This is a genomic window from Nonomuraea sp. NPDC050733 (assembly GCF_040654215.1).
Taxonomy (GTDB): Bacteria; Actinomycetota; Actinomycetes; order Streptosporangiales; family Streptosporangiaceae; genus Nonomuraea.
Map to the genome: position 1 here is coordinate 74,216 of NZ_JBFAHO010000016.1, position 25,116 is coordinate 99,331.

A 25,116-nucleotide genomic window follows, 5' to 3' on the forward strand; every position below is an offset into this window, starting at 1 on the left:
CGATGCGCCGCCGCCTGCTCACTTCCACTCTGGTCGTCGCGGTCATCGCGGTCCTGCTGCTGGGGGTCCCCCTGGGCATCGTGGTCAGCCGTCTGATCGTCGACGAGGCGGCCCAGGAGCTCAGGGCGGAGGCGACGCGCCTGGTGGGGGAGGTCGAGTATGCCCGCATCCAGGAGACGCCGCTGGACCCTCAGCAACTCGAGCAGAAGTATCCCGGCCGCTACATCCAGATCTACGAACGAGCGAACCCTCCCAAGGCGACCATCGTCGGCACGGCCTCGCCGCCGGGCCACCAGATGGCCGAGGACGCCCAGTCCGAGAACGGCATCTACGTCCGGGTGAGCCGCGACCGGGACCAGGTCGAGCAGGATGTCCGGGCGCGCCTGCTGCTGATCGTGGCCCTCGCCGTCGCGGCTCTGGCCGTGGCCGTCGGCCTGGCCATCGTGCAGTCGCGCCGGTTGACGCTGCCGCTGCTGGACCTGGCGAAGATAGCCGAGCGGCTCGGCTCCGGCGACGCCCGGCCGAGCAGACACCGCTACGGCATACCCGAGCTCGACCGGGTCGCGGAGGTGCTCGACCGCAGTGCCACCCGCATCTCCGACCTGCTCACCCGGGAGCGGGAGTTCGCCACCGACGCCTCCCACCAGCTGCGCACCCCGCTGACGGGGCTGACCATGCGTCTGGAGGAGATCGTCGCCGCCTCCGACCAGCCCACAGTGGTCCGCGAGGAGGGCGAGGCCGCCATCGTCCAGGCCGAACGGCTCACGGCCGTCATCGACGAGCTGCTCGCCGCGGCCCGCCGCCAGCGGCACGCCCAGGCCGAGCCCGTCTCCATCGACGAGGTGCTGATCCAGCAGATCACCGAGTGGGAGCCGGTGTTCCGCGGCTGCGACCGCACGCTGCTGCTGGAGGGCACCCGCGGGCTCAAGGCACTGGCCACCACCGGCGGCTTCGGGCAGGTCATCGCCACCCTGCTGGAGAACTCCCTGCGCCACGGCGGCGGCACCGTCATCGTCACGACCACGCAGGGCGACAGCTACATCGTCATCGAGGTGGCCGACGAGGGGCCCGGCATCGCCGACGACATCGCGCCCAAGGTCTTCGAGCGGAACGTGAGCGGGGGAGGCGGCACGGGTCTCGGCCTGACGCTGGCCCGCGCCCTGGCCGCCGCCGACGGGGGCCGGCTGGAGCTGGTGCGCCGCCGCCCGGCGACATTCGCGATCTTCCTGCGGCCGGTGGAGGAGAACAACCGGACGCGGGTGGTCAGCGGGCCCGCCTGACCATCCCTCGCGTCAGCGCTCCTGGCGGACCTCGGTGTCGGGCAGCTCGGCCGGGATCGGGTCGGTGGCCTCCAGGAACACCCACCGCTTGTACGACCAGTAGCGGAACAGCGTGCCGAGCCCGACGCCGACGATGTTGGCGACGTTGAGGCTGAACAGGTCGTGCAGGTGCAGGGTGTACTTGGTGAAGCCGATCACCAGCACGCCGAACAGCAGCGCGATGCCGTTGAGCAGGAAGAACAGGAAGTACTCCCGGCGCAGGCCGCTCTGCTCGCGGTGGCGGAACGTCCAGAACCGGTTGCCCGCGTACGCGAAGGTGGCCGAGATGGCCGTGGCCAGCACCTTGGACGTCATCGGTCCCCAGTCGAGGACGAGGAAGGCGTTGTAGATCCCCGTGTCGATGACGAACGCCGCGATGCCGATCAGCCCGAACTTGGTCAGCTCGTGCAGCAAGGACGAGAACCGTTGGTAAAGGACCCTGATGAAATCCACGTCTCCGGCTCGGTCCCTTCCTGCTCCGCGTCCTGACCGCCTGGTGTCCGCGTATGTGACAGCTTGCCCGCGGCCGGGCTGACCACACCAGCGTACTGGCCGTGACCTCACGCACGGGCCGGAGCGGTGAAGACCGGGACCCCTACCAACACCCCCCTGAATATCGGCTTATGCCCGGACAAATACGGATCATGAGTATTACGCTGCGGAGGCAGACCGCCGGTGCGCCATGCGCGCCGGCGTCGGGCTCAGACGGACCGCCGTTCCCACGGCCATGACCCTCGGGACCCAACCGTGCCGTTACGACCGCTCGTGCTGCTCGCCGTTCTCTCCGTGTGCGCGGTGGGATGTGCGGGTACGGCGCCCGCCGACACCGGCGGCGGCGTGGTGGCCGAGCAGCAGCCGCTCCCGGCCCAGGAGTCCCCGCCGCCGCGGGTGGACCAGTCCACGGCCGAGTCGGCGTTCGGCGTTCTCACCGAGCTCGACGAGGCGTGGAGGCGGCGTGACTGCGCCGCCGTCGCCGGGCTCACCACGTGGGCCGAGAAGCCGCTGGGCGGCCGTGCCTGCAAGGGCACCCGGAACGGCCGCCCAGCCCTCTACAGCGAGCCGGAGTTCTTCCTGCCGGAGGAGGGCGGCTGGTTCGCGGCGCTGGCGAGGAAGCCGTCGCCCGCGTACTTCGTGTTCGTCCTCGAGGACGGCCGCTGGCGGCTCGGCGCGGGCCCGATCCCCGCGCGCGGCAAGCCCGTCCGTCCCGGCGACGCCGGCGTCACGGCCGGGCAGGACCTGGCCACCCAGGCGCGGCTCGTGCCGCAGCGCCACCTCACGTACCTGACCGACCCGGCCGGCGTGAACGGCGTGCGCTTCCCCTCCGGCGACCCCGTGCGCGGGCTGCTGGACGAGATCGTCAGGCGACCCGCCCAGGTCAGGCCGGACCGGCTGGCCATCGACGTCGAGCTGGTCGACGGCCCGCCGCGCGCCGTCGCGCTGTCGGACGAGTCCATGCTGGTCTTCGACGTCGTACGGCTCACCTACCGGCAGCGGCCCAAGGCCGGGAGGGCGGCGCTCAGGCACCCTCTGAAGGGGCTGTCGCCGGAGGGGACGGAGCTGGTGGAGCTGGCCAGCGTGCTCACCGCCGCCGACGGCCTCACGACCGTCGGCGTGCGCCGCGGCCCGGCGGGCTGACCCGGACCGGGCCGAGCCCGGAAAGGCCGGGTAAGCTCACGACACGTGAGTTCCTACCGCCCCATCGGCCCGGTCGTCGGCGTGGTCGGCGCCGGCCAGCTCGCCCGGATGACCCAGCAGCCCGCCATCGCGCTCGGAGTGGAGCTGCGGGTGCTGGCCAACTCGGCCGACGAGAGCGCCGCCCGGGTGATCGTCGACACGCGGATCGGCGACTACCGCGACCTGTCCGACCTGCGCGACTTCGCCAAGGGCTGCGACGCGATCACCTTCGACCACGAGCACGTGCCCACCGAGCACATCAGAGCGCTCGCCGCCGACGGCGTCACCGTCCACCCCGGCGCCGACGCGCTCGTCCACGCGCAGGACAAGGCCGTCATGCGGGAGCGGCTGACCGCCATCGGCGCGCCCTGCCCCGCCTGGGCCCGTGTCTCCGGCGTCGAGGACGTCACCCGGTTCGCCGGCGAGCACGGCTGGCCGGTGGTGCTCAAGGCGGTCAGAGGCGGCTACGACGGCCGGGGCGTGTGGGTGTGCCGCTCGGCCGAGGACGCCGCCGAGGCGTTCGCCGGCGGCGTGCCGCTGATGGCCGAGGCGTTCGTGCCGTTCCAGCGGGAGCTGGCCGTGCTCGTGGCGCGCTCGCCGCACGGCCAGGGCGTCAGCTACCCCGTCGTGGAGACCGTCCAGCAGGACGGCATCTGCGTCGAGGTGCTCGCCCCCGCGCCCGGCCTCGACCCGGAGCGGGCCGCGCAGGCGCAGAACATCGCGCTGCGCATCGCCCAGGAGCTGGGCGTGACCGGGCTGCTCGCCGTGGAGCTGTTCGACTCGGGCGACGGGCTGGTGGTCAACGAGCTGGCCATGCGCCCCCACAACAGCGGCCACTGGACCATCGAGGGCGCGCGCACGTCCCAGTTCGAGCAGCACCTGCGGGCCGTCCTCGACCTGCCGCTCGGCTCGCCCGCCATGACCGCGCCGGTCGTCGTCATGGCCAACCTGCTCGGCGGCGACGACCCCGACCTGTTCAAGCGGTACGAGCACGTGATGGCCCACGACCCGGGCGTCAAGGTGCACTTCTACGGCAAGCAGGTCCGGCCCGGCCGCAAGATCGGCCACGTGACCGCGCTGGGCGACGACCTCGACGAGGTCCGCGCCCGCGCCCGGCACGCCGCCGTCTACCTGACCACCGGGGAGTACACGTGACCATCGGCATCGTCATGGGCAGTGACTCCGACTGGCCCGTCATGCGGGCGGCGGCCGAGGCCGTGGCCGAGTTCGGCGTGCCGTTCGAGGCCGACGTCGTGTCCGCGCACCGGATGCCGGCCGAGATGATCGACTACGGCCGGCAGGCCGCAGGGCGCGGGCTCAAGGTCATCATCGCCGGGGCGGGAGGCGCGGCCCACCTGCCCGGCATGCTCGCCTCGGTGACGCCGCTGCCGGTGATCGGGGTGCCGGTGCCGCTGAAGTACCTCGACGGGATGGACTCGCTGCTGTCGATCGTGCAGATGCCGGCCGGGGTGCCGGTGGCGACGGTCGCCGTGGGCGGGGCGCGCAACGCGGGGCTGCTGGCCGTACGCATCCTGGGGGCCTCGGACCCGGAGCTCCAGCGGCGCATGGAGGAGTTCCAGGGCAGGCTGAAGGAGCAGGCGTACGCCAAGGGCGAGAAACTCCGCCAGGAGGCGGCAGAGCTCCGCTGACCTCACCTCCGGAGGCCCCTGCTCGTACGTGAGGGCCTCCGGAGCTTCTTCCGGGCCGGAGCGGCTTCTTTGGGGCTAGGGGCGGCCGAGGGCGCGGTAGTGCCAGCCGGCGGAGCGCCATGCCTCCGCGTTGAGCGCGTTGCGGCCGTCGACGATCCGGCGGGTCGCCACGGCGGCGCCCAGCTCCTCCGGGTCCAGCTCCACGAACTCCTGCCACTCGGTCAGCAGCAGCACCACGTGGGCGCCGCGGACCGCCTCCAGGGCCGACTCGCCGTACTTGAGCTCGGGGTGCGCCTTGCGGGCGTTGTCCAGCGCGATCGGGTCGTACACCGTGACCCGGCCGCCCTGGTGGCCGATCGTGACCGCCACGTCGAGCGCGGGGGAGTCGCGGATGTCGTCGGAGTTCGGCTTGAAGGCGGCGCCCAGGACGCCGACCGTGCAGCCGTGGAACGAGCCGCCCGCCAGCTCGCGGGCCAGGTCCACCATGCGGGCGCGGCGGCGCATGTTGATCGCGTCCACCTCGCGCAGGAACGTCAGCGCCTGGTCGGCGCCCAGCTCGCCCGCCCGGGCCATGAACGCCCGGATGTCCTTGGGCAGGCAGCCGCCGCCGAACCCGAGCCCGGCGTTGAGGAACCGGCCGCCGATGCGGTCGTCGTACGACAGCGCCTCGGAGAGCTGCTTGACGTCGGCGTGCGCGGCCTCGCAGACCTCGGCCATGGCGTTGATGAAGGAGATCTTCGTGGCGAGGAAGGCGTTGGCGGCGGTCTTGACCAGCTCGGCGGTCGCGAAGTCGGTGACGACCATGGGCACCTCGCCCAGCGGCTCGTACACCTCCCGCAGCATCTTCTCGGCGCGCTCGGAGCGGACGCCGATGACGATGCGGTCCGGCTTGAGGGTGTCCTCGACGGCGTAGCCCTCGCGCAGGAACTCGGGGTTCCAGGCCAGCTCCGCCAGGACACCCGCCGGGGCGAGCCGGGCCAGCCTCTCGGCCAGCCGCCCGGCGGTGCCGACGGGCACGGTGGACTTGCCGACGACCAGGCACTCGCGGTTCAGGAACGGGGCGAGGGAATCCACGGCGGCGTCCATGTAGGAGACGTCGGCCGCGTACTCGTCGCGTTTCTGCGGGGTGCCGACGCAGATGAAGTGGACGTCGCCGAACTCGGCCACCTCCTCGTACGAGGTGGTGAAGCGCAGACGGCCCGACTCGAGTCCGCGGCGCAGAACGGATTCCAGGCCGGGCTCGTGGATCGGCAGCTCACCGCTGTTGAGCCGATTGATCTTGTCGGCGTCGATGTCGAGGCCCAGGACGTCGAATCCGAGGTCCGCCATGCAGGCCGCATGGGTGATGCCCAGGTATCCGGTCCCGATCACCGTGAGGCGATATGGCACGTGTGAGCTCCTTTCGATCGCCAGGCATGTTACCGGCCCGCGTTATCTCGTTCTGTGCCACCTGTGCCATTTCACAAACCGTACTGACTGGTAACAAAGTGGTCGGACATCCTAGTATCTGGGTATGAGCTTCCCTCTCTACGCGCCCGCCGAAGAGCACGACATGCTCAGGGAGACGGTCCGGGCCCTCGCCGACGAGAAGATCGCCCCTCAAGCCGCCGCGGCTGACGATGCCGGCGAGTTCCCCTGGGACGTCTACAAGGCCCTCGTCGCGGCGGACCTGCACGCCGTCCACGTTCCCGAGCAGTACGGCGGCGCGGGGGCGGACGCGCTCGCCACGGTCATCGTCATCGAGGAGGTGGCGCGCGCCTGCGCCTCGTCCTCGCTCATCCCGGCCGTCAACAAGCTCGGCACCGTGCCGCTGCTCCTGTCGGCCTCCGAGGAGCTCAAGGCCCGCTACCTCGCGCCGGTCGCGCGGGGCGACGCGATGTTCTCGTACGCCCTGTCGGAGCCCGAGGCCGGCTCGGACGCCGCCGCCATGAAGACCCGCGCCGTGCTCGACGGCGACCACTACGTGCTCAACGGCACCAAGATGTGGATCACCAACGCGGGCGTGTCCGAGTACTACACGGTCATGGCCGTCACGGACCCGTCGGCCGGGGCGCGCGGCATCTCCGCGTTCGTCGTGGAGAAGTCGGACGAGGGCGTCTCCTTCGGGCCGAAGGAGCGCAAGCTCGGCATCAAGGCGTCGCCGACCCGCCAGGTCATCATGGACAACGTCCGCATCCCCGCCTCCCGCATGATCGGCGACCCCGGCACGGGCTTCAAGACCGCCCTGGCCACGCTCGACCACACCCGCGTCACCATCGCCGCCCAGGCCCTCGGCATCGCCCAGGGGGCGCTGGACTTCGCGATCGGGTACGTCAAGGAGCGCAAGCAGTTCGGCCGCGCGGTGGCCGACTTCCAGGGCGTGCAGTTCATGCTGGCCGACATGGCCATGAAGCTCGAGGCGGCGCGGCAGCTCACCTACCACGCGGCGGCCAAGTCGGAGCTCGCCATGCACGGGCAGCCGCAGAAGGACCTCACGTTCCTGTCGAGCGCCGCCAAGTGCGCCGCCTCGGACGCCGCCATGGAGATCACCACGGACGCGGTGCAACTGCTGGGCGGGTACGGGTACACGAAGGACTTCCCGGTGGAACGCATGATGCGCGACGCCAAGATCACCCAGATCTACGAGGGCACCAACCAGATCCAGAGAATGGTGATGGCGAGGCAGCTCTTGAAGTAGCACCTGACATGCGGAAACCTCGCCTCCCGTACCGGGTGGGCGGGGTCCGCTGCGTCTGGACGCGACCTCTAAAGAATCACTGTTCCGTGCCTGTTCCGTCATAGACGGTACGTGGCTGGAACAGGCGGTCGTCGATGGCCAGCGCAACACCAATCGGGGTGTCCGCCCGGGCTAAGCCTGTGGAGGCAAACCTGCGCTTGGCGCGCTCGTGCGCCAGGGCCGGCGACGGTGGAGGTCTGCGCCGCGGTCGGGATCGCCTCTTCGGTTGTGACAAGACGGCTATGTTCATTCGGACCCTTCGCCGAGCTTCTCAAGGAAGGCGCGCGATGCCGACGACCATTTCCGGGTTACTACTGCTCGTTGCGCTGCTGTTTCCCGGGTTCGCTTACATCATCAGCCGGGACCGTGCTGGCGCAGAGCGCCGAGTCTCGGCTTGGCGCGAGACAACGTCCGTCGTGGTGGTCAGCGTCGTCGCAGATCTCACAGTTCTTGTTCTCTTCTTGGTACTCCGCACCCTATGGCGGGCATTACCTTCGATCTCGATGCGTTACTCCGGGATCCCAACGAGTACTTAATCGGCGATCGGTCCGGTCGGGTGCGCGGGCACTACATGCAGGTAGGAGCTTGGGCTCCTGGTCATGGCGGTTCTCTTGACCTACTGCGCGGCTCACCCACGTGATGCTGGCTCAAGACACCCTACAGTCATCCGTCGGCAGCGTCCGCTTGGTACCGGCTGTTCGATGAGTTCCGCGGGGACAGGGCTGTTCATGTCCGCGTGGACTTGGAGAACGGCGCCTTCTTCGAAGGCCCTCTGCTTTCGTACAATCCGTCCTCTGAAGAGAACGCTGACCGCGAACTGATCCTGGTAGCCCCAGTGCACTACAAGGAACCCGATGCGATAGCGGAGAATGCCACCCTTCTCAACTGTGGGGCGGTGACGATCTCTGCCCGACGGATCCTCGCGGTCAGCGTGTCTTACGTGGACCCGAACGTTGAGTCCTCTGCTACTTCTTCCCCTGAGACGGTGGCTGCGGCTTCGCTTTCTCAATCTGAGGCTCCGCTTGACTTGGCGGAACTACATTCGACACAGGCTTCTGCCCCTTCTCCTCCCAGCTTGGCCGGTGAACAGGCCGCTGCCCCTCAACGACCTGTGAAGAAAGGGAGGAAGCATTCTGGTCGGTCTTTGCCATAGAGATCTCCTTTCGCCATGCCAAGGCGAAACATGCCTGGCGTCGCCAAGCAGCTGTTGCCGCTCACCCTACGGTTCATGACCGACAATCTCTGCCCTAGGCCGTTGCTAGGCCATCTCACGGGTGGCCTTGGTCAAGCGGATTTCACCCAGGGTCTGGCCAGGTCGGATGTCTTCATGAGGTGCGCGTAATCCCGTAGCGGCTGCAAAGGACCATCGGCGAATGGCGGCTAGTGGCTTATGGCTCACGATGGGAGGGTGACACCGCGGTGTCGAATGCGAGCTATCAGGAGAGGTGCGAGGACAGAACAAGCAGTCATCGCTCGCTCGGCGGGCCCGGTCGTGGGAGCCCCGCATTATGTGGGTGTACACGCGGAGAGTGAAGCCGGGATCGGCGTACCCGAGGTACACGGAGAGTTGACCAAGACGCCGCCGGCCAGCATGACGCCCGCGTAGTTGTGCCTGAGTGGGTGTGGCCCTCCTTGCGGGAGGCGGTGCTGCGGCTTCGCTGGCGTGTGTCGTTGTCCGGTGCCGGGATGACGCCCGTTTGTACGAGCGGGCTTCCAGACGGTTTCGCTGTAGCTCCTTGCCTTGATGAAGCAGTCGTCCATCCAGCGGAACAGCAGGTTGTGCGTGCGGAGCTTGCCGTCTGCCTTCTCCCAGGGCAGGAAACAGGCCAGCGGGGGAATAGGCCGAGAGGTGCCCCGTGATGGCCTCGGCGGCCCAGTTAGGCAGCGGTAGCCCCGCTCACGGTCGTTCTTCGGCAGGGCGAAGACGTGGTCGGCTCCAAGCTTCTTGATCTACCGTCATACACGGAGGGCCTGCTTGCCGAAGTCGATGTCTTCGAGGGCCAGGCCGAACAGCTCGTCCTGCCACAACCCGCACGCGGCCCCGAGTATCGGGAGCAGTTGGAAGAGAGCGGGGTGAGCGTCGATTAGGGCTTGAATCCGTTCGTCCGACCACGCCGTGATCGTGCAGCAGCGCATCGACGTCTTCGCCGAGATATGGGGTGCATGCTATCCCGCCGGGGTCAAGAGCCTGCTGGCGATCAGGGCTCGCTCGCAACCTAGCTGCGCTTCTTTAGCATCGAAAGCGCATCGGCCATTCCAGCTAGCCGATCCGGGCAGTGCCATGGCGATGGACCCGCCCTGGTTCTGAACCCCGACGTCATCGGGAGAGTCGCAGTCGCTCTTGGCTGCCTTCTGCCTGGCCCGGCTTCAGTTCCCCCTCGCTCTTGAGACCTCCAACGTGAGGACACTTTTTCTTCACTGAAGATGATCTTTACTTTTACTTGCACCTTATGTCATGATCACTCCGTTTTGCCACATTCGTTCGAAAGGCTGTGAGTGAGAACACGTTACTCAGCGTCCGGCTTACCCGCCTGGACGCGCCGTCGAGCTGCCCTGATCGCGGCTTTGGTGTTGCCGCCCTCGCTGATGAGCGCACCCGCGATCGCCCAAGCCCCGACACCACCCCCAACGCCGAAATCCACGACGTCGCCGCCAAGCGCTCCCACCACGCCTACCAGCAAGGCGCTGGCGAAGGCGAAGAAGGACAACCGGCGGGTCGAGATCGAGTCGCTGCGTTCGGAGAGCGCGACCTTCTACGCCAATCCGGACGGCAAGACGATCCGCATGGAGCTCTCTTCCCAGCCGATCCGCGTCAAGAACGCTGATGGCAAGGGTTTTACGCCGATCGACACCACCCTCGTCGAGGCGGACGGCACCATCAAGCCGAAGGCCGCGAAAGGGGGGCTCGTCCTGTCCGCCGGCCGGGACAAGACCCTGCTCAAAAGCCAGGTGGCCGATGCCACGGCGAAGATCAGCACACCGTCGGCGCTGCCCGAGCCCAGGCTGAAGGGCAACACCGCCACCTACCCCGGCGCCTACGGCAAGGGCCGCGATCTCGTGGTGACCGCGAACGCGACCGGCTTCCGGCAACAGATCACCATCGCCGAACGGCCCGCTGGCCCGGTCTCGTTCCAAGTTGCGGTGGATCTGCCCGAACGGCTGTCGTTCAAGATGAACGCCGCCGGCAGACCCATCATCGTGGGCAAGGACGGCAAGACGCTCACCGAAGTGCGGCCGACCCTGGTGCAGGACGCCAAGGCCGCCGACACCAACGCCCCGATCGACGCGGGCAAGGTCGGCAGGGCCGCCGTCACGCTAGCCCAGGACGGCAAAGCCCTGGTGTTCACGCCGGACGCCGCGTTCCTGGCCGATCCGGCCACGACGTATCCGGTGACGATGACCGCTGCGGCCTCTGATTGGTACGAAGGCCATACTGGTGACTGGTCGCACGGCGGCATGGACACCTGGATCAACGACGTCGACTACCAGGACAGCTGGGACACCTTCACCCAGGACCAAATCGTGGTCGGCAAGTCCTACGCCAGCAGCGTCGCCAAGCGCTGGCGCGGTTATCTCCAGTTTCCCGATATCCCCGCCGAGTTCGCGGGCAGCAAGGTGGATAACGCTGACCTGCACCTGTGGAACTACCAGTCCAACGATTGCGGGATGTCGGTTGGCTCCGGCATTACGGCGCGGAGGATCACTTCCGACTGGGATGAGACGACGCTGAAGTGGAACAGCCAGCCATCCGTCACCAGTGTGGGTGCGGACACCGAGCTCGGCGCCTACAGCGAAGACTGCACCGGCTCCATGAACTACGCCTGGGATCTGACGCACAGCCTCAACGGGATCGTCCAGGAGTGGGTCGACGGCGCCACCAACTACGGCATCCAGCTCACCGCGGGCAACGAATCCGAGTTGCGAAACTGGCGGCGCTACCGCTCCGAGGACGCCGGCGGGTGCATGACGTCGCCGCTGGAAGCCTGCAAGGGACAACTTCACCCGCCCATTTTGACGGTGGACTTTGTTCCCACGAGGCATGTCGCCGCTGTGTACCTCCTCGAGATGGACGAGGAGCGTCCCGCGACGAAAGCTGAACTCGATCAGTGGGCAGCGAAGGGCCGGGTCTCCACCTATCTGCCGGAGCCAGAGCCGATCACCAACGCGCAGGACGCGGAATACCGAGCCTCGAGCGATCAGGACTACGCGGCCTCCACCGATGATCTGGACCTGACGCCGGTCGACGCACCCGACACGGGAATTGCCGGTCGCTGGCCCTTCAGCGAAGCCTCCGGCAGTACAGCCGCCGACGTATCCGGAAAGGACCATCCGGCCACCGTAAACCCGGGCGTCGCTTGGACTCCTGGGATCAGCAACTCGGCGCTCACCAACGTCGGAGCGGGTGACGCGGCTCGCAACGCTCCCGCCGCGGAGAGCCTCCTGCCGGCTCGCATTGCCGCCGCACAGCAGGCAGCTGTAGGGAACGTCAAGGTAGAAGTGCCAGAAGAAACTACGGAGACCAGCGTCACCTATGCTCAGCCCGGTGGGCGGTCGTTCATCACCGAAGTGACAGCGGGGCCGGTTCGCGCCGAGCGCAACGGACGGTGGGTGCCCATCGACACCACACTGGCAACCCAGAGCGGCAGATTGACGCCAAACGTCATCGCCGACGGTGTGGCTGTTGAACTATCCGCCGGTGGCACGGATGCATTCGTCAAGATGACCGCCGATGGGAAGTCCTACGCGTTGCGCTGGCCGACGCCGCTGCCGAAGCCGACGGTCAAGGGCAGTGTGGCCACCTACACCGACGCCGCCGGTGCGGGTGCCGACCTGGTGGTGACGGCGTTGTCGGCCGGGTTCCGGCACGAGGTGGTGTTGCGCCAGCGGCCCGCCAAGCCGCTGGAGCTGCGGATCGGCGTCGAAGACGACGGCCTGACCCTGACCGAGGGCAAGGGCGGCCGGCTGCTGTTGAAGGGCAAGGACAAGAAGACTGTCGTCTCGGCGCCGCGCCCGGTCATGTGGGACGCCAGTGCCAAGGGACGGCGCCCGCTGGCCAAGAGCGTCCCGGTCAACACCGAGGTGACCGCACGGGATGGCCGCACCGAGCTGGTGGTCAAGCCTGACCACCACTTCATGGCCGATTCCGCGACCACCTACCCGGTCCGGATCCAGCCGCTGGCGGCGTCGACGAGTAGCGAGGACGTCTCGCTCGCCAGCACCGACACGGTGGACTCACCGGCGTACCCCGACAGCCCCACCATGATCACCGGCGTGCAGACGGGGCAGAAGATGCGCTCGTACCTGCGCTTCCCCACAGGAAGTCTGCAGGGCCAGACGGTGACCGACGCGAAGCTGTCGCTGTACAACATCGTCAGCTCAGCCTGCGGAACGTCGGTCAGTGACGGCCTGCAGGCCCGCCGGGTGACCGGCGCCTGGGATGTCAACAACCTCTACTGGGCGAACAAGCCGGCCGCGACCACCGAGGACGCGCAGATCAACAAGGCCGGTTACGACCTCGAATGCCCAGGCGGAGCCCAGCCTCTGGTGTGGAACGTCACCGGCATCGCCCAGGACTGGGCGGCCGGAGCCGCCGACCATGGCCTGGTGGTGCAGTCGCCGACCGAGAGCACAGCAACAAACTGGCGCTACCTCACAGCGTCCGAAGACACCGACTTCAACCAGCCGCCCACACTGACCATCACCACCAGCGGACCGGTCTCGCAGCCGGTCGTCTCCAACCTCGCCATCACGCCGGCGCAGAGCGTGAACGGCGTCACCGTGACCACCTCGTTCACCCCGCAGCTGGCCGCGACCGTCGCCGACACCGCGAGCGGCCGTCTCACCGGCGAGTTTCAAGTCGAGCACGATCCGGCCGCGACCGGGCAGGGCAGCGGCCAGATCTGGGCCGGAGCCTCCGCGGTGGTCACCTCCGGCGGCCAGGCCACGGTGAGCGTCCCCGCCGGGAAGCTCGCCGACGGCTGGAAGATCCGCTGGCGGGCCCGCGCGGCCAACGCCACCGCCGCCACCACCTCGGCCTGGTCGGCCTGGCAGACGGTCACGGTCGACGTTCCGAACCCGACGGTCGGCGCCTTCCAGGTCACCCCTTCACAGGTGGTGAACGGCGTCATGGTGACCACGAGCCTGACGCCGGCCCTGCGCACCACGGTCACCGACCCGGCCGCCCAGCCGGTACGGGCCGAGTTTGAGGTCGAGCACGACCCAGCCGCCGCCGGGCAAGGCACCGGCCGGATCTGGACCGGCGCCATCGACAACGTCGCCTCCGGCACTCAAGCCTCGGCGACCGTGCCCGACGGGAAGCTGACCGACGGGTGGAAGGTGCGCTGGCGAGTCCGCGCCATCAACACCACCACCACGGTCGGCTCGCCGTGGTCGGACTGGCAGGCCATGACCGTCGACCTGCCGGACCCAATCTCGGACCCGTCGGTCGGGGTGCTACAGGTCAATCCGTCACAGCAGGTGGATGGGGCGACCGTCACCAGCAGCCTGACGCCGACTCTGCTCGCGCAGGTGAGCAACCCCGTGGGCGGCACGCTCAGGGCCGAGTTCGAGCTCGAGCACGATCCGGCGGCAGCGGAACAGGGCAGCGGCCGGATCTGGGCCGGTGCCGTCGACAACGTCCAGGCCGGCACTCACGCCAGCATCGCCGTACCTGGCGGCAAGCTGACCGACGGCTGGAGGATTCGCTGGCGCGCTCGCGCGGTTGCTGGCGAGTTGGCCTCGGACTGGAGCGGCTGGCAGCTCCTCACCCTCGCCCTGCCGAAGCCCAGCGTGCGTGATCTCACGGTCATCCCGTCTTCAGTTGTGGCCGGCATCACGGTGACGACGCTCACCACACCGACGCTGAAGGCGACGGTGACTGATCCTCAAGGGCGTGCGCTACGGGCTCAATTCGAGGTTGAACATGACCCCGCCGCGGAGGAGGGCCAGGGCAGCGGCTCGATCTGGGCTGCCGCAGTGGACAACCTCACTTCCGGCGCCCAGGCGGCCGTCACGGTGCAGGACGGCAAGCTGACCGACGGCTGGAAGATCCGCTGGCGCGTTCGCGTCATCGCCGGTGAGACGGCTTCCCCCTGGGCGGAGTGGCAGCAGCTCACCGTGTCCGTAAGCCAGGCGGGTAGCGGGCCTTTCGCCCAGACCGCAGGGCCGGTTCTGCAGACTGATCAGGCTTTCACTGTGGCCGCATGGCTTCGGCTGTCTGATCGAGATACCGCTGCCAACTTTTTGGAGCAGCGAGGCACACGCCAGGCACCCTTCAGGTTCGGAAACGATCCCCAGCATGGCTTGGTATTCACCCTCAGCAGTGCCGATGACGCGGGCGCTTCCGCGGAGGGAGTGCTGTCCGGCGTCAAGCCGCCCGTCAATACGTGGTTCCATGTGGCGGGGGTCTACTCGAAGACGTCCGGAAGAGTGGCCCTGTACCTGGACGGAAACCTGATCGGAAGCTCGGCGGTCAGTTTCCCGGCCTGGAATTCGACCGCTCCGATGACCCTGGGCACCGCCCTAAGGGGGAGTCTGGACGACGTATGGGTCTTCGACCGAGATCTCACCGACGAAGAGGTCTTCGGAGTGATGGACGGCGGCCCCGCCGCCGAAACACCGGCAGAGGGCGACTCCTCCGCAAGACCTGCGAACGCGGTGCTCGCGGGCAAATACAGCCGGATCGATCCGGCTACGTGCCACAAGGAATACGGTGGTGGCAAGCGGACGCATGGCCTGATGAAGAACCGTTTCAGTGGCTGCATCAAATACAAGGTGTCGGTGCACCACCGGGTAGATCAGGACGACGATGATATCGATATATCGGACGGCAATTCCTGGGACGCCGAACTGCTCTTCGTCGCCAAAACTTACACCGGCAAGTCCTCTAATGACCCGGGTGCGACAACGCGTGACACCTGGTTCGATGTGTTCATCGCAACGGGGGAGTACAACGGCGTCGCTCTGCCGTCGGTCGAGGTGGGCGATGACGGTCTCACCGTGGGAATGCGCCCGGCGAGGAATCAGACGGCCTGTCGCGACGTCATCGGAAATCAAAACAAGGTGACGAAGAAAGTCGACGACTGGGACGATACGGCCTGGGACGAGGCCGATGAGTGGAACAAGGTAGCGACGTTCCAGTTCCGTGCCGACCCGGCGCACGCGCCTGCGACTCGCACCGATTGGTACCAGACCGAAGTTCAAACCAACACCGAAAGGATTTCTAACTGCGTCTTCCAGCCGTACGCGGAGATCTCCGCTGGAGCGCAGATCGAGCACAAGGTCGACTTCGACTTCACGACGACCGAGCACGACTTCAAGGTCAGATGTGACAGCGCGGACTATGTGTCTCGGACGACCGGCGGTTGCACGGTTCCCATCGTGCCGTCGATCCAGTGGAAGCAGTCCGGTGGATACGAGGAGGCCTACATCCATTACTGGAAAGCCTGCTACAACTCCACGGACACCTTCCCTAAGCGAAACGCCCCGAAGGCCATACCCGGTTGCGCCATCAACGGATCCGGCCGGCCCGACGTGACCAAAAACCTCTGGCGGCTGCGCGCGAACATCAACAACAACAATGGTCGTGCTGTGACCAGATGCCGGAGCTTATGGCCCAATTACACCGCGGATCCCAACCCGCAGGAGTGCGACGAGTACCCGTTCGCCTCGTCGGGCAACCGTTCCGCTGAGGAAGATCAGAAGGGGAACCTCTCCGTCTGCGCGATGCCCGCCGGAAGGTGGGAAGCAAACCAAATAGCCGGCAACCTGCTGCGCCGGTTCTATAACCAGGATCGCATCCTCGACGGCGACGGATGGTTCAACAGGTTCGTCGGCGACAACGAGAACACCGGTGCCCCGATACCGCTCCCCAAGATGGAGGACCACTGCTGGCCGGGGCACATCAATAAGAATTCCGACTACTATACGGGCGTCAAGTAGCCGTTGACCACCGCCGCCGTGGAAACGTCCATCGTTTCCACGGCGGTTTGTCGTAATCGCCACTCGATCCCAATGGAACGAAACACCTATGCCCTTCAGTGAAACAGTGGACTACTACACCGACCTGCTTCGATCCAGTGCCACGTTCAACGAAGCTCTCGCCTGGACCGTTATCGTCCCTCTCAGCGAACCTCTGTCACTCGATGCGGTGGCTTCGCGAGTGATCGGTGGCGGGCATCCGCTCCTCATGGAGTCCGGCGAGGAATTCGACGAAGAGGCCGAATTCCTCGCCGGACACGCGGTCTACTTGGGTCACTCCGGTGACACGGTCATGCTGCTCGAACCTGGAGGATTCAGCTACGTCGCAACACCGCAAGTAATGGCCTGGCTTAGCCAAGATGCGCAGGTCTGGCACCTGTCGTGGAACCACACCGGCAGCAAAGTCCTGGAGTACTGGGCTGACGGGCAGCAACTGACCCGGATACCCGGACTGGATGCCCTATCGGTTCATGGCGCCGACCCCGCCGAGTTACAGGAGGAGGTGGCAGCCCTCGCACAAGCCGGTCGTGCCTCCTGGACCACTCGGAAGGCGACCGCGATGGCGTTGATCGAGCGGCGCAGCGGAGCCCGTCTGCCCATTGACTGGTTCGACGAGGCCCATCCGGTGGCCGTCGTTGATCCACCGATCGGCGATGATTGCCCGCCGATCGGCCTGTGGCATCATGAGCCAGATCTGAACGCCAAGCTCCGGTCAGCGTCCCATGAGCAGAGGCGGGCGGTGCTGCTGCACGTGACCGGCATTCTCGTCGAACGTTTCGACCTCAGCCTTCCCGCGATCACACGCGCTGTGCGTATTGCACGCGGCGGGGAACCTGTCGATGATGCTCTGCTGGAGGGGGTGCGGGAGGCATGGGAGCACCTCGGCGCGCGATGGGCCGGGCGCGGCTACGCCGTCCGGGAGGAAGACGATAACGCCTGGCGGCGGTGGGTGGCAGCCAACGCGGTCCGCCACAGCCTGCGCTCCCTCAATGAAGGGGCGAGCTTCCTGGACGGCCTCACTTATGCCATGTTCGCCTTGCCGGAGGAGTGGCCCACGATCAGGGCCTGGATTCGCGAGACGACACCCGACGCCGACGGCCAATGAGCCACCGCACGAGTGACTCAGGGCATGGGAGATCCGCTATCGCCTCCCAGGACTTCTGCTGGACGTGCGCAAGAGAAAGATGTCCGTGATGACTGACATCGCTGAATGCTACTGACGTCCGGTCGACGCGTTCGAGTTCAAGGTGGTGGCCGTGCGCCGAGATCGGTTGGTGTACGTGTCGCCGTCTGAGAAATGGACGGCCCGGCAGGTGGTGCGGCACAACGTCGAGATGCGCGGCGATGCTGTCCCCCCGCCGGCCGCTCCCTCAGTTCGACGCTGTTGGTCGATGAAGAGCCGGTGGCTGCGTTCGGCGCTGTCGCGGTCCATTTGTACCCTTCGCTGTTCCATTCCTGTTGAGTGAGGACGCCAGCACCAATGAAGGATGACGAGAGCCAGCCGTACGCGTAATCCCTTCTCAGCTGCCTGATCGTCGGGCTTCCCAGATGGCCGGGTAGAGCGTCGGAGATCAGATCTACGAGGGCACGAACCAGGTCCAGCGGATGGTGATGGTCCGGCAGCTACTCAAATGGGTCTATGAGCCGCGCAAACCCGGGGCTGAGCGCGTACGGTCCCGGGTTTTGGTGTATCAGTCGAGCGGTTCGGAAGAGCGCTGTTCCGTCGCTGTTCCGTGATCACTGGGCAGGAGGCCCGTGAGGTGTCATGATCACAACCGTGGACATCGACGGCTTCTGGGAGCTGGTGGAGCGCTCGGCCCGCGAGACCGGGACCCGGCAAGCACGAGTGGCATGGCTGGAGGACCAGCTCTCCGGCCTGTCCGCCGAGGAGATCGTGGACTTCGACGTCTGGTTCACGGTGTGCGCCAACCGGGCCTGCTCCTGGGACATGTACGCGGTGTTCTGGACCATCACCGGATTCGGGTCGTCCGATGGTTTCGAATACTTCGTGAACTGGCTGATCAGCCGCGGCCGTCATGCCTTCGAGAAGGTCGCCGACTGTCCTGATCGGATCCTTGAGCTGCCGGAAGTACAGCGCCTCTTCGAGCTGTCGAAGAACTTCTCCCACGAGAGGACGACCTGGGGCCGGGAGGGCAAGTTCCGCCTGAAGCGGGTCACTCGCATCCGGCGAGAGCTGTGGCCGAGTGAGGATTACCCGAAGTTCGAGTCCTTTGCCTACGTCACCTTCGAGCCCTACAAGCGGGCGACCGGCCTCGAAACGGACAGCTTGGGGGATGCCGTTCGCGCACGAGGCGTCCACAGCAAGTTTCCCTTTCTGACCTACCACGCGGAGCCTGATGGCGAGGATTGGGATTTCGATGACGAGGCTGAGTTCGCTCGTCGTCTTCCACGGCTTGCACGGCACTACGGCCTTACCTGATGAGCCCAGCAGAACGAAGCGGACCACACCGTTGGCGGGGTCCGCTTGATACGGGGATGCGTCGAGCGCTACGCCAGCTCCTCGGGCTCGATCCTGGTGGCCCGAGGCTGGAACAGCCGGTTGTCGATCGCCTGTCTGGCGCGATCATGTGAGCCCGGCATCATGTGAGCGTAGACACGCAGGGTGAAGCCGGGATCGGCGTGCCCTAAATACTCGGCAAGTTCTTTGACCGAGACCCCGCCAGCGAGCATGACGCTGGCGTAGTAGTGACGAAGCTGGTGAAGCCCTTCCTTACGGGAGGTGACGAAGCGGACGCGTTGGCGTGAGTCTTTAGCAGGGTCGGGGATCACCCCAGTCTTTACGAGGGCGGGCTTCCAGACGGTCTCGCTGTAGCTTCTGGCCTTGATGAAGCGGTCGTCCGTCCATCGGAACAGCAAGTTGTGCGTGCGAAGCTTGCCGTCCACCTTCTCCCAGGGCAGGGAGCAGGCCAGCGGCGAATAGGTCGAGACGTGCCGCGTGATGGCCTCGGCGGCCCAGTCGGGCAGCGGTACGACCCGCTCACGGTCGTTCTTCGGGAGGGCGAAGATGTGGTCGGCTCCCAGCTTCTTGATTTGTCGTCGTACACGGAGAAGGCGCTCATCGAATCGATGTCTTCGAGCGCCAGGCCGAACAGCTCTCCCTGCCGTAGCCCGCACGCGGCTCCGAGCATCGGGAGCAGGCGGAAGAGGGCGGGGTGAGCGTCGATCAGGGCGTGGACCCGTTCGTCCGACCACGCCGTGATCTCTTCAGCGGTGCGCTTCGGCACCTGGACGATCGGCGACTTGGCGGGACTTCGCTTGATCGCCTCGTCGGCCACGGCCAGGTCGAGGATGCCCTGCAGGACCAGGAAGGCCGTCTGTACAGTTGAGGTCTCGAAACGGCTGCTCAGGTCACTGATCCATGCCTGGATCTGCGACGGCTTGATGCTCTTCGCCTGACGCTTGGCGAAGGCCGGCGCGACGTGGAGGCGGTGGATGTACTCGTACCGGATCTTGGTCGAGGGGTCGACGATGCGTGAGGCGAGCCACCGTTCGGCGAGGTCGGCGAAGAGCACCTTGCCGGCGCTCGGGTCGATGTAGTCGCCGCGGGCGATGTCGGCGCCCATGGTGGCGATCTTGCGCTCTGCATCGGCTTTGCGGTCGTACGCCGCTGAGCGCTCGTGGCCGTCGGGGTCCAGCCATACGGCGAGCCAGCGCTTGCCCTTGCCGTGGCGTGCGGTCTTGACCTTCTGCGGCTTGCCGTCCGGGGTGCGGATTGTCTTGGTCCAGAGGTCTTTGACGAAGGCCATGGCGAACGCTGTGACGATCGCTCACTTCGGCGATCTCCGAACCAGCGGGGCGATCGGCTGCCGCGCGGCTTCCGGTGCTCGGGCCTGGCGGCCCTGCGCTCCGGGTCCGCTTGCCACCGGATAACGGGGTTCTCCGACTGTCGACGGACGGCCCCACGTGCCGGGCCAGGTACAAGCAGCGGGCCCTAGCTAGGCAGGACCATTGGAAATTTGTACCTCATACTTCTTGAATTGCACACTAGATGAAATGCTATAAGCGACAGAGCGTAGGGCCAGGACATATTTCACATAATCCTCCTCGCTCAAACTCTGCCCTTCCTTGCCTGAAATAGCAGATCTAGCATCTGACGCCTCATGCACTAAAATGTTTCTTCGTTCCTTGATGTCGATAAGCGTGCTGTAGGTTGCTTCATAACGCTTACCTTTGTAAACATACCAAGCCTTGTAGGGATCGCGCTTGAAGCGGAAAGCACTCTTGAGAAAGTTGATCATTCCATGGATTGAGCGACCATTTGAGCGGAGCCTCTCGATCTCCATGTCGATCAGTTCTTGGCGTAGACTCTCTATCGAAGAGAGCCTGTGAGTCATCGAAAACAACTGCTCATAGGACAGGCTCTCCTTCTTTCCCGCCGACTCGAGTATTACCTGAGGATGTCTTGCCAAGAGCTCCTCAATCGTCTCTCGGAGAAATACTTCGAAGCTGGTCCACTGAAGCAGGAAGGCTGCGCGAAATAGGAGAAATTCGGCCCGTTTCACTACTTCATCGACCTTCCCTAGCGAGCTGGCCAACTTTAGGAAATGCTTTTGAGTCGCCCTGGCCTGCACCGGGTCGGATGGATCCAATGTTAAATCGGTGGCAACCTTGGCCGTAACTACAACGCTCGACTTGATGCTGCGAAAATCGATCTCGGGCGCCTTAAAATCTGCTTCTCTCTCGCTTTCAGGCGGCCAAAGAATGACCGGGGCTCCATCGGAAGGGCGGATCCGAACCGGGCCAAGCAGGCCAGCCTCCGCCTGATTGACTACATCCTGAAGATTTCGACCCGTTTTCTGAGCGTATTCTTCATATGGAAGCCAGCCGGCCGACATCTCAAGAATGTCACCAATAGTGACGTCGGCCATTGAAAACGACCGGCGCTGAGGCGTCGATTTGGCAAACGTAATATCGGCGAGCTGTTCTGGCGGAGTGGAAAGAAGGAGTTGCTGGGAAAGCGCGTATGATATCGAGGTGAGTGAGATGAGTTCCTCGATTTCCTCACTCCTGGCGACATAGGCAGCGTAGGGCGAGAACCCCTCCAGGTTGCGAGGAGCAGCCGAGGAATCATCATTGGCTATCTCGATATTGTTGATGTTCGCGCCTTCCGGCAACCCAGACATGTCCATAGGAGCATCTTAGCCTGGTTCCACGTCGTGAAGCCCGAAGTTCGAGCCTGAAAGTCACATGAGGTGCCATTTGAGCTGGGAGAATGAGTGCCCTTTATGCTGCCGTCGGCACACTGCGAAGGACACCTCGTAAGGTAGAAGCCTTACCGCGAGCCGCATTCCGCGTAGTTGGTAGGGCTGGAGACGCGGATTCGAGAGTGTGAGCTGGGTGACATGGTGGTGGCTGCAAGCCCTCATGAACAGGAGGGAGGAACTGCGAGGGGATACCTCAAGATCCCGAGCAAGGCGGGTCTGCCCCCTTGTCGATCGCGGCCTCGTAGAACGCGTCGGCGTGTCCCGCGTCATGATTTCTGGCAGAGGTCCATGCTTGTCCTCTGACCAAGGAGTTCGTGATGCCTCAACCCCCTGCGATCCCGGTCGATGAGAAGGTCCGGATCGTGCTGAGCATTCTGGCCGGAGAGATGACGGTGGCCCAGGCCGCCCGCCGTGCCAGAGTCTCGGAACAGTCGATCGGCACCTGGAAGCGTCAGTTCATCGAGAACGGCCGCGCCGGCCTCGTAGCAAAGAACTCACGCACCCCAAGCAGGAAGTCAGGGACTCGAATCTCCTAGGCTCCACCAGCGAAACACCTTTCGCTGCGGAGAGCTTGGCCGCACGGAACTCTCGAGGCTTCGCTCGCCCAGCAGCTCCAGCCCCGTCCTCTTCTGGAAACGGGGCCGTTTGGTGAGTTCCGGATCTATCCGATGATCTTGCTGAGTGCGTCCTCGTACGCCTTGGCATCGGAGGGGGCCATGTCCTTGTCCACGCGCACCACGACGTTCCCCTTGACATATGTGTACTCGGCCAGCATCGGAGTCTTCCCGAGCGCCTGTATGTACTCGGCGCGGGCTTCGGCGCTGCCGGCGTCCTCGAACACCTCGACACTGCCCGCCTTATCGGCCTTGACCCTGCTATCGGTGAACTCAGCCTTGCTGAGGTAGCCGTTGGGGCGGCCAAGCAGCTTGTTCGGGTCAGTGTTCTCGTTGTAGACGGTGCCGAGCTTGGCGGGCACCCCGTTGGTGCCGAGGGCGCCGATGATGGCAGCGGCGTCCTTGTTCGTCGTGGCCCCGCCGCAGGCGGTGAGGAGGCCGACCAGTGCCAGCGCAGCGGCGGCGTGAGGGTGTCGTCGTAACCAGATCATGAGGTCATGCATACATTCTGGATCGGTCCAGCGCGGCAGTGTTGATGCGATCGAGATCGGATGCTCTGTAGACCGAGCGGACGGTGGGCGGCCTCGGTGTGGAACGGCACAGCATCCTTCCCGCTCATGGTCTGCCCCGTTCCGTCACTGTTCCGTGAGGACGCCGGAACTAACGAGAGATGATGAAAGCTGGCCATAGTCGTAATGCCTGCTCAGCCTCGTGATTGCCGAGCGTCCGCAGGTGACTGATTGGGGCGCCGGAGATCACCCAGATCTACGAGGGCACGAACCAGATCCAGCGCATGGTGATGGCCAGGCAGCTGCTGAAGTAGGCCAGGGCTTCTTGCTCGACAGCCGTGGCAGGGCGAAGCGGACCACGCCGTTCGGCGGGTCCGCTTGGTGCGCCGGATCCGCCGAGCGCGAGCTCCTGGGTGCCCACGCCGACGGCCGAGGGCGGAACGGCCGGGAATCGATCGCCTGCCTGGCAGGGCTCCGTCTCCTTGTTCCGCTGGGCGCGCGAAAGAAGGAGGTCAGGAAATGCGCTTCATGTAGGTGGAGATGAACTCCCAGAGGATGCTCCGGTCCGAATGCAGGCTCGCCGTTCTGTCGTGCCAGATGCCTGTGTAGCCGCGTTGCAGGTCGAACGCCTCTGTCTTCGGCTTGAGACCGAGCTCGACGATCTTGTTGGGGAACGGGCCGAACAGCCCGGGCTTTCCGGCCAGGTCCGCCTCGTTCCAACGCGGTCCCAAGGTGGGGCCGAGGGCGTTCATCGTCTCCTGTCTGGTGGCACTCAGGAGCGGTCGGTCGTTGATGACTGACATGTCACCCTTGTAGAGGACGTTGTAGGCGAGTTGGACGAACTCGTCGAGGCTGGTTTTCGCCCAGAGTTCGCCGATCCTCGTACGCCGCGAATCCGACGAGCCGAGACTGCTGTCCTTGCCGTCGGTCGTGCTCATCGAACGGCCCTTGGCGAGGTCGAACTCGTCGCCGAACTGGCCGACTCGTTTCTGCAGGAAGAAGGGATTCCTTCTGTCCTCGGCGAACTTCGCGAGCGCGAAGACGGCGACCGCGGGGGCGGTGACCAGGAGTATCCCCGATGCCCACTTGACGTCATGCCACCGCTTGGCCGGACTCTGCTTCCAGGCTCTGCCCTTCAGACTCGCGTAGCCGGGGACGGGCCAGGCTCGGGAGGCGAGTGCCGCGCCGGTGCTGAGAACAGCCATGCCGAATCCCATCTCGGCGGCGTGCTTCCAGTTCCAGCCGGCGCCACCGGCCCATCCAGCGGTCGCCAGCACGGTGGTGCTCACCGCCCCGCCGGCCATGACCCGGGAGAATGCCCGCTCCCAGGTGGCCGACTCCATGGCCTCGGCCAGGCCGGTCAGCGCGGGCCCGCCTCGGCGCAGGAGCGGGGGCAGTGCGGCGTGCGCACCGGCCATCAGCCCGCCGGCGAGCGCTCCGTGGAACATGCCCCGAGCCAGCTCCGCCCCATCGACGTCGCCGGTGGTGAACAACTGATCGATCGCGCTCAGCCCGCCGGAGTACATCGCACCCAGCGCGGCCTGCCGGATGACCAGCAAGATGATCCGCAGTGCCAGGCCCTCCGCTCGGAGAAGCCTGCGCACCGCAACGTCGAGGAGCGGGCCGAGCCGGGGGGCCAGTAGCCTTGCGAGGAGCATCAGCGTCACCACGAACGCCGCGGATGTCACGAATCGCCGCCTGGCCTTGACGATCGCGTCATTGGCGATCTGGCCGCAGTAGGCGAGATGCTCGCACCGCCGCCGCAGGTCAGCCAGCGGCCCCTTCTCGTCGTGCACCACTCGCGCGGCCCGCCCGAACGCGGCCGTGGCCGGACCGAACCCGGCCCTGGTCACACGCCCGCCCTGCCCGGCGATCTGCTCCTGAACGTCGCCGACCACGCGTGCCAGCGCCGTCGCGGCATCGCGCAGCCGTGTCACACCGTCGAGATCGGCATCCGGCCACGCGGAGCCGAACCCCACAGACTCGAGGAACCAGATCGCCTGGCGCACGAAGTCAGGTGGTGGCGTGGTCGTCGGCAGGCCGCCCGGGCCCACCTCAAGCTGGTACTTGTCCGGATCGGTCAGCCATCCCGGGCACCGCTGCGCGTACGGAATGCCGAGGTTGGCCGCCTCGGCCGTGGCGTACGTGTCGCCGGCGACGGCCAACCCGGCCGCCATCCCGCGTAACAGGTTCACCGCCACGACCAGGTCATTCAGCAGATCGTCCCGCAATCGGGCGAAGCCCGGCAGGCCGGCCTCGGGATGGCCCTCGAACAGCGCCCGGCCCAGATCGTCCTGACCGAAGGGCCGCTCATCCATCGCCCGGCAGAACGTGTCCACGCCCCGGGCCAGATCGTCGGCGGCCTCCCGGACGCCTCTCCCCGCGCTGACGCAGATCTCCGGGTTGAACTGCGCCGCCCCCGCAAGGGACG

At 66.1% G+C, this 25,116-nt stretch carries 17 protein-coding genes and 2 pseudogenes; 12 read left to right on the top strand and 7 right to left on the bottom strand.

The window, feature by feature from the left end; genetic code table 11:
• Window positions 1–2: 2 nt before the first annotated feature.
• On the top strand, window positions 3–1,280 hold the full coding sequence (locus AB0H64_RS24410) for an ATP-binding protein (protein WP_357628458.1): 1,278 nt from the start codon (window positions 3–5) through the stop codon (window positions 1,278–1,280).
• 12 nt (window positions 1,281–1,292) lie between these two features.
• On the opposite strand, the gene AB0H64_RS24415 is transcribed toward AB0H64_RS24410, so the two are convergent.
• Window positions 1,293–1,733, bottom strand: coding sequence for a GtrA family protein (locus tag AB0H64_RS24415; protein WP_357628460.1), 441 nt, complete (start codon window positions 1,731–1,733; stop codon window positions 1,293–1,295).
• Between the two features lie 333 nt (window positions 1,734–2,066).
• Here AB0H64_RS24415 and AB0H64_RS24420 point away from each other — a divergent pair, with 333 nt between their 5' ends.
• Genes AB0H64_RS24420 through purE form a run of 3 tightly spaced genes read left to right on the top strand, consistent with a single transcriptional unit; the run spans window position 2,067 to window position 4,642 of the window.
• Complete coding sequence (locus AB0H64_RS24420; protein WP_357628462.1) at window positions 2,067–2,954, top strand: hypothetical protein; 888 nt, start codon at window positions 2,067–2,069, stop codon at window positions 2,952–2,954.
• Between the two features lie 45 nt (window positions 2,955–2,999).
• Window positions 3,000–4,148, top strand: a complete 1,149-nt coding sequence (locus AB0H64_RS24425; RefSeq protein ID WP_357628465.1) for a 5-(carboxyamino)imidazole ribonucleotide synthase — start codon at window positions 3,000–3,002, stop codon at window positions 4,146–4,148.
• Between the two features lie 14 nt (window positions 4,149–4,162).
• Window positions 4,163–4,642, top strand: a complete 480-nt coding sequence (purE, locus tag AB0H64_RS24430) for a 5-(carboxyamino)imidazole ribonucleotide mutase (RefSeq protein ID WP_357628615.1) — start codon at window positions 4,163–4,165, stop codon at window positions 4,640–4,642.
• Window positions 4,643–4,717: 75 nt separating this feature from the next.
• Here the strand turns inward: purE and AB0H64_RS24435 are convergent, their stop codons facing one another.
• The gene (locus tag AB0H64_RS24435) at window positions 4,718–6,031 is read right to left on the bottom strand and encodes a UDP-glucose/GDP-mannose dehydrogenase family protein (protein ID WP_357628467.1); all 1,314 of its coding nucleotides are present in this window, start codon (window positions 6,029–6,031) and stop codon (window positions 4,718–4,720) included.
• Window positions 6,032–6,155: 124 nt separating this feature from the next.
• On the opposite strand from AB0H64_RS24435, the gene AB0H64_RS24440 reads away from it, so the two are divergent.
• From AB0H64_RS24440 to AB0H64_RS24470, 7 genes and pseudogenes are all read left to right on the top strand, one after another.
• Entirely contained in the window at window positions 6,156–7,319 is a 1,164-nt protein-coding gene (locus AB0H64_RS24440) for an acyl-CoA dehydrogenase family protein (RefSeq protein WP_357628470.1), read from the top strand.
• A 326-nt stretch (window positions 7,320–7,645) separates the two neighbouring features.
• On the top strand, window positions 7,646–7,894 hold the full coding sequence (locus AB0H64_RS24445) for a DUF6338 family protein (protein ID WP_357628472.1): 249 nt from the start codon (window positions 7,646–7,648) through the stop codon (window positions 7,892–7,894).
• 146 nt (window positions 7,895–8,040) lie between these two features.
• Window positions 8,041–8,511, top strand: a pseudogene (locus tag AB0H64_RS24450) (DUF6338 family protein); the annotation flags it as partial.
• Window positions 8,512–9,284: 773 nt separating this feature from the next.
• Entirely contained in the window at window positions 9,285–9,446 is a 162-nt protein-coding gene (locus AB0H64_RS24455) for a hypothetical protein (RefSeq protein ID WP_357628475.1), read from the top strand.
• Between the two features lie 498 nt (window positions 9,447–9,944).
• On the top strand, window positions 9,945–16,298 hold the full coding sequence (locus tag AB0H64_RS24460; RefSeq protein WP_357628478.1) for a DNRLRE domain-containing protein: 6,354 nt from the start codon (window positions 9,945–9,947) through the stop codon (window positions 16,296–16,298).
• Window positions 16,299–16,404: 106 nt separating this feature from the next.
• The gene (locus AB0H64_RS24465) at window positions 16,405–17,442 is read left to right on the top strand and encodes a DUF6461 domain-containing protein (RefSeq protein WP_357628481.1); all 1,038 of its coding nucleotides are present in this window, start codon (window positions 16,405–16,407) and stop codon (window positions 17,440–17,442) included.
• A 672-nt stretch (window positions 17,443–18,114) separates the two neighbouring features.
• Window positions 18,115–18,777 carry a DUF4240 domain-containing protein gene (locus tag AB0H64_RS24470; protein ID WP_357628484.1) on the top strand — a complete coding sequence of 221 codons (663 nt, stop codon included), beginning with the start codon at window positions 18,115–18,117 and terminating at the stop codon, window positions 18,775–18,777.
• Window positions 18,778–18,845: 68 nt separating this feature from the next.
• On the opposite strand, the gene AB0H64_RS24475 is transcribed toward AB0H64_RS24470, so the two are convergent.
• The 3 genes and pseudogenes from AB0H64_RS24475 to AB0H64_RS24485 form a co-directional block, all read right to left on the bottom strand.
• On the bottom strand, window positions 18,846–19,550 hold the full coding sequence (locus AB0H64_RS24475) for a tyrosine-type recombinase/integrase (protein ID WP_357628618.1): 705 nt from the start codon (window positions 19,548–19,550) through the stop codon (window positions 18,846–18,848).
• Between the two features lie 164 nt (window positions 19,551–19,714).
• Window positions 19,715–20,104: pseudogene (locus tag AB0H64_RS24480) on the bottom strand (hypothetical protein); the annotation flags it as partial.
• A gap of 189 nt (window positions 20,105–20,293) precedes the next feature.
• Entirely contained in the window at window positions 20,294–21,487 is a 1,194-nt protein-coding gene (locus AB0H64_RS24485; protein ID WP_357628486.1) for a hypothetical protein, read from the bottom strand.
• Between the two features lie 392 nt (window positions 21,488–21,879).
• Between AB0H64_RS24485 and AB0H64_RS24490 the strand changes: the two genes are divergently transcribed.
• A complete protein-coding gene (locus AB0H64_RS24490; RefSeq protein ID WP_357628489.1) occupies window positions 21,880–22,098 on the top strand; it encodes a helix-turn-helix domain-containing protein in 219 nt (72 codons plus the stop codon).
• A 125-nt stretch (window positions 22,099–22,223) separates the two neighbouring features.
• On the opposite strand, the gene AB0H64_RS24495 is transcribed toward AB0H64_RS24490, so the two are convergent.
• On the bottom strand, window positions 22,224–22,667 hold the full coding sequence (locus tag AB0H64_RS24495) for a hypothetical protein (RefSeq protein WP_357628491.1): 444 nt from the start codon (window positions 22,665–22,667) through the stop codon (window positions 22,224–22,226).
• Window positions 22,668–23,197: 530 nt separating this feature from the next.
• Window positions 23,198–24,850, bottom strand: a complete 1,653-nt coding sequence (locus AB0H64_RS24500) for a sugar transferase (protein ID WP_357628494.1) — start codon at window positions 24,848–24,850, stop codon at window positions 23,198–23,200.
• Between the last annotated feature and the right edge of the window lie 266 nt (window positions 24,851–25,116).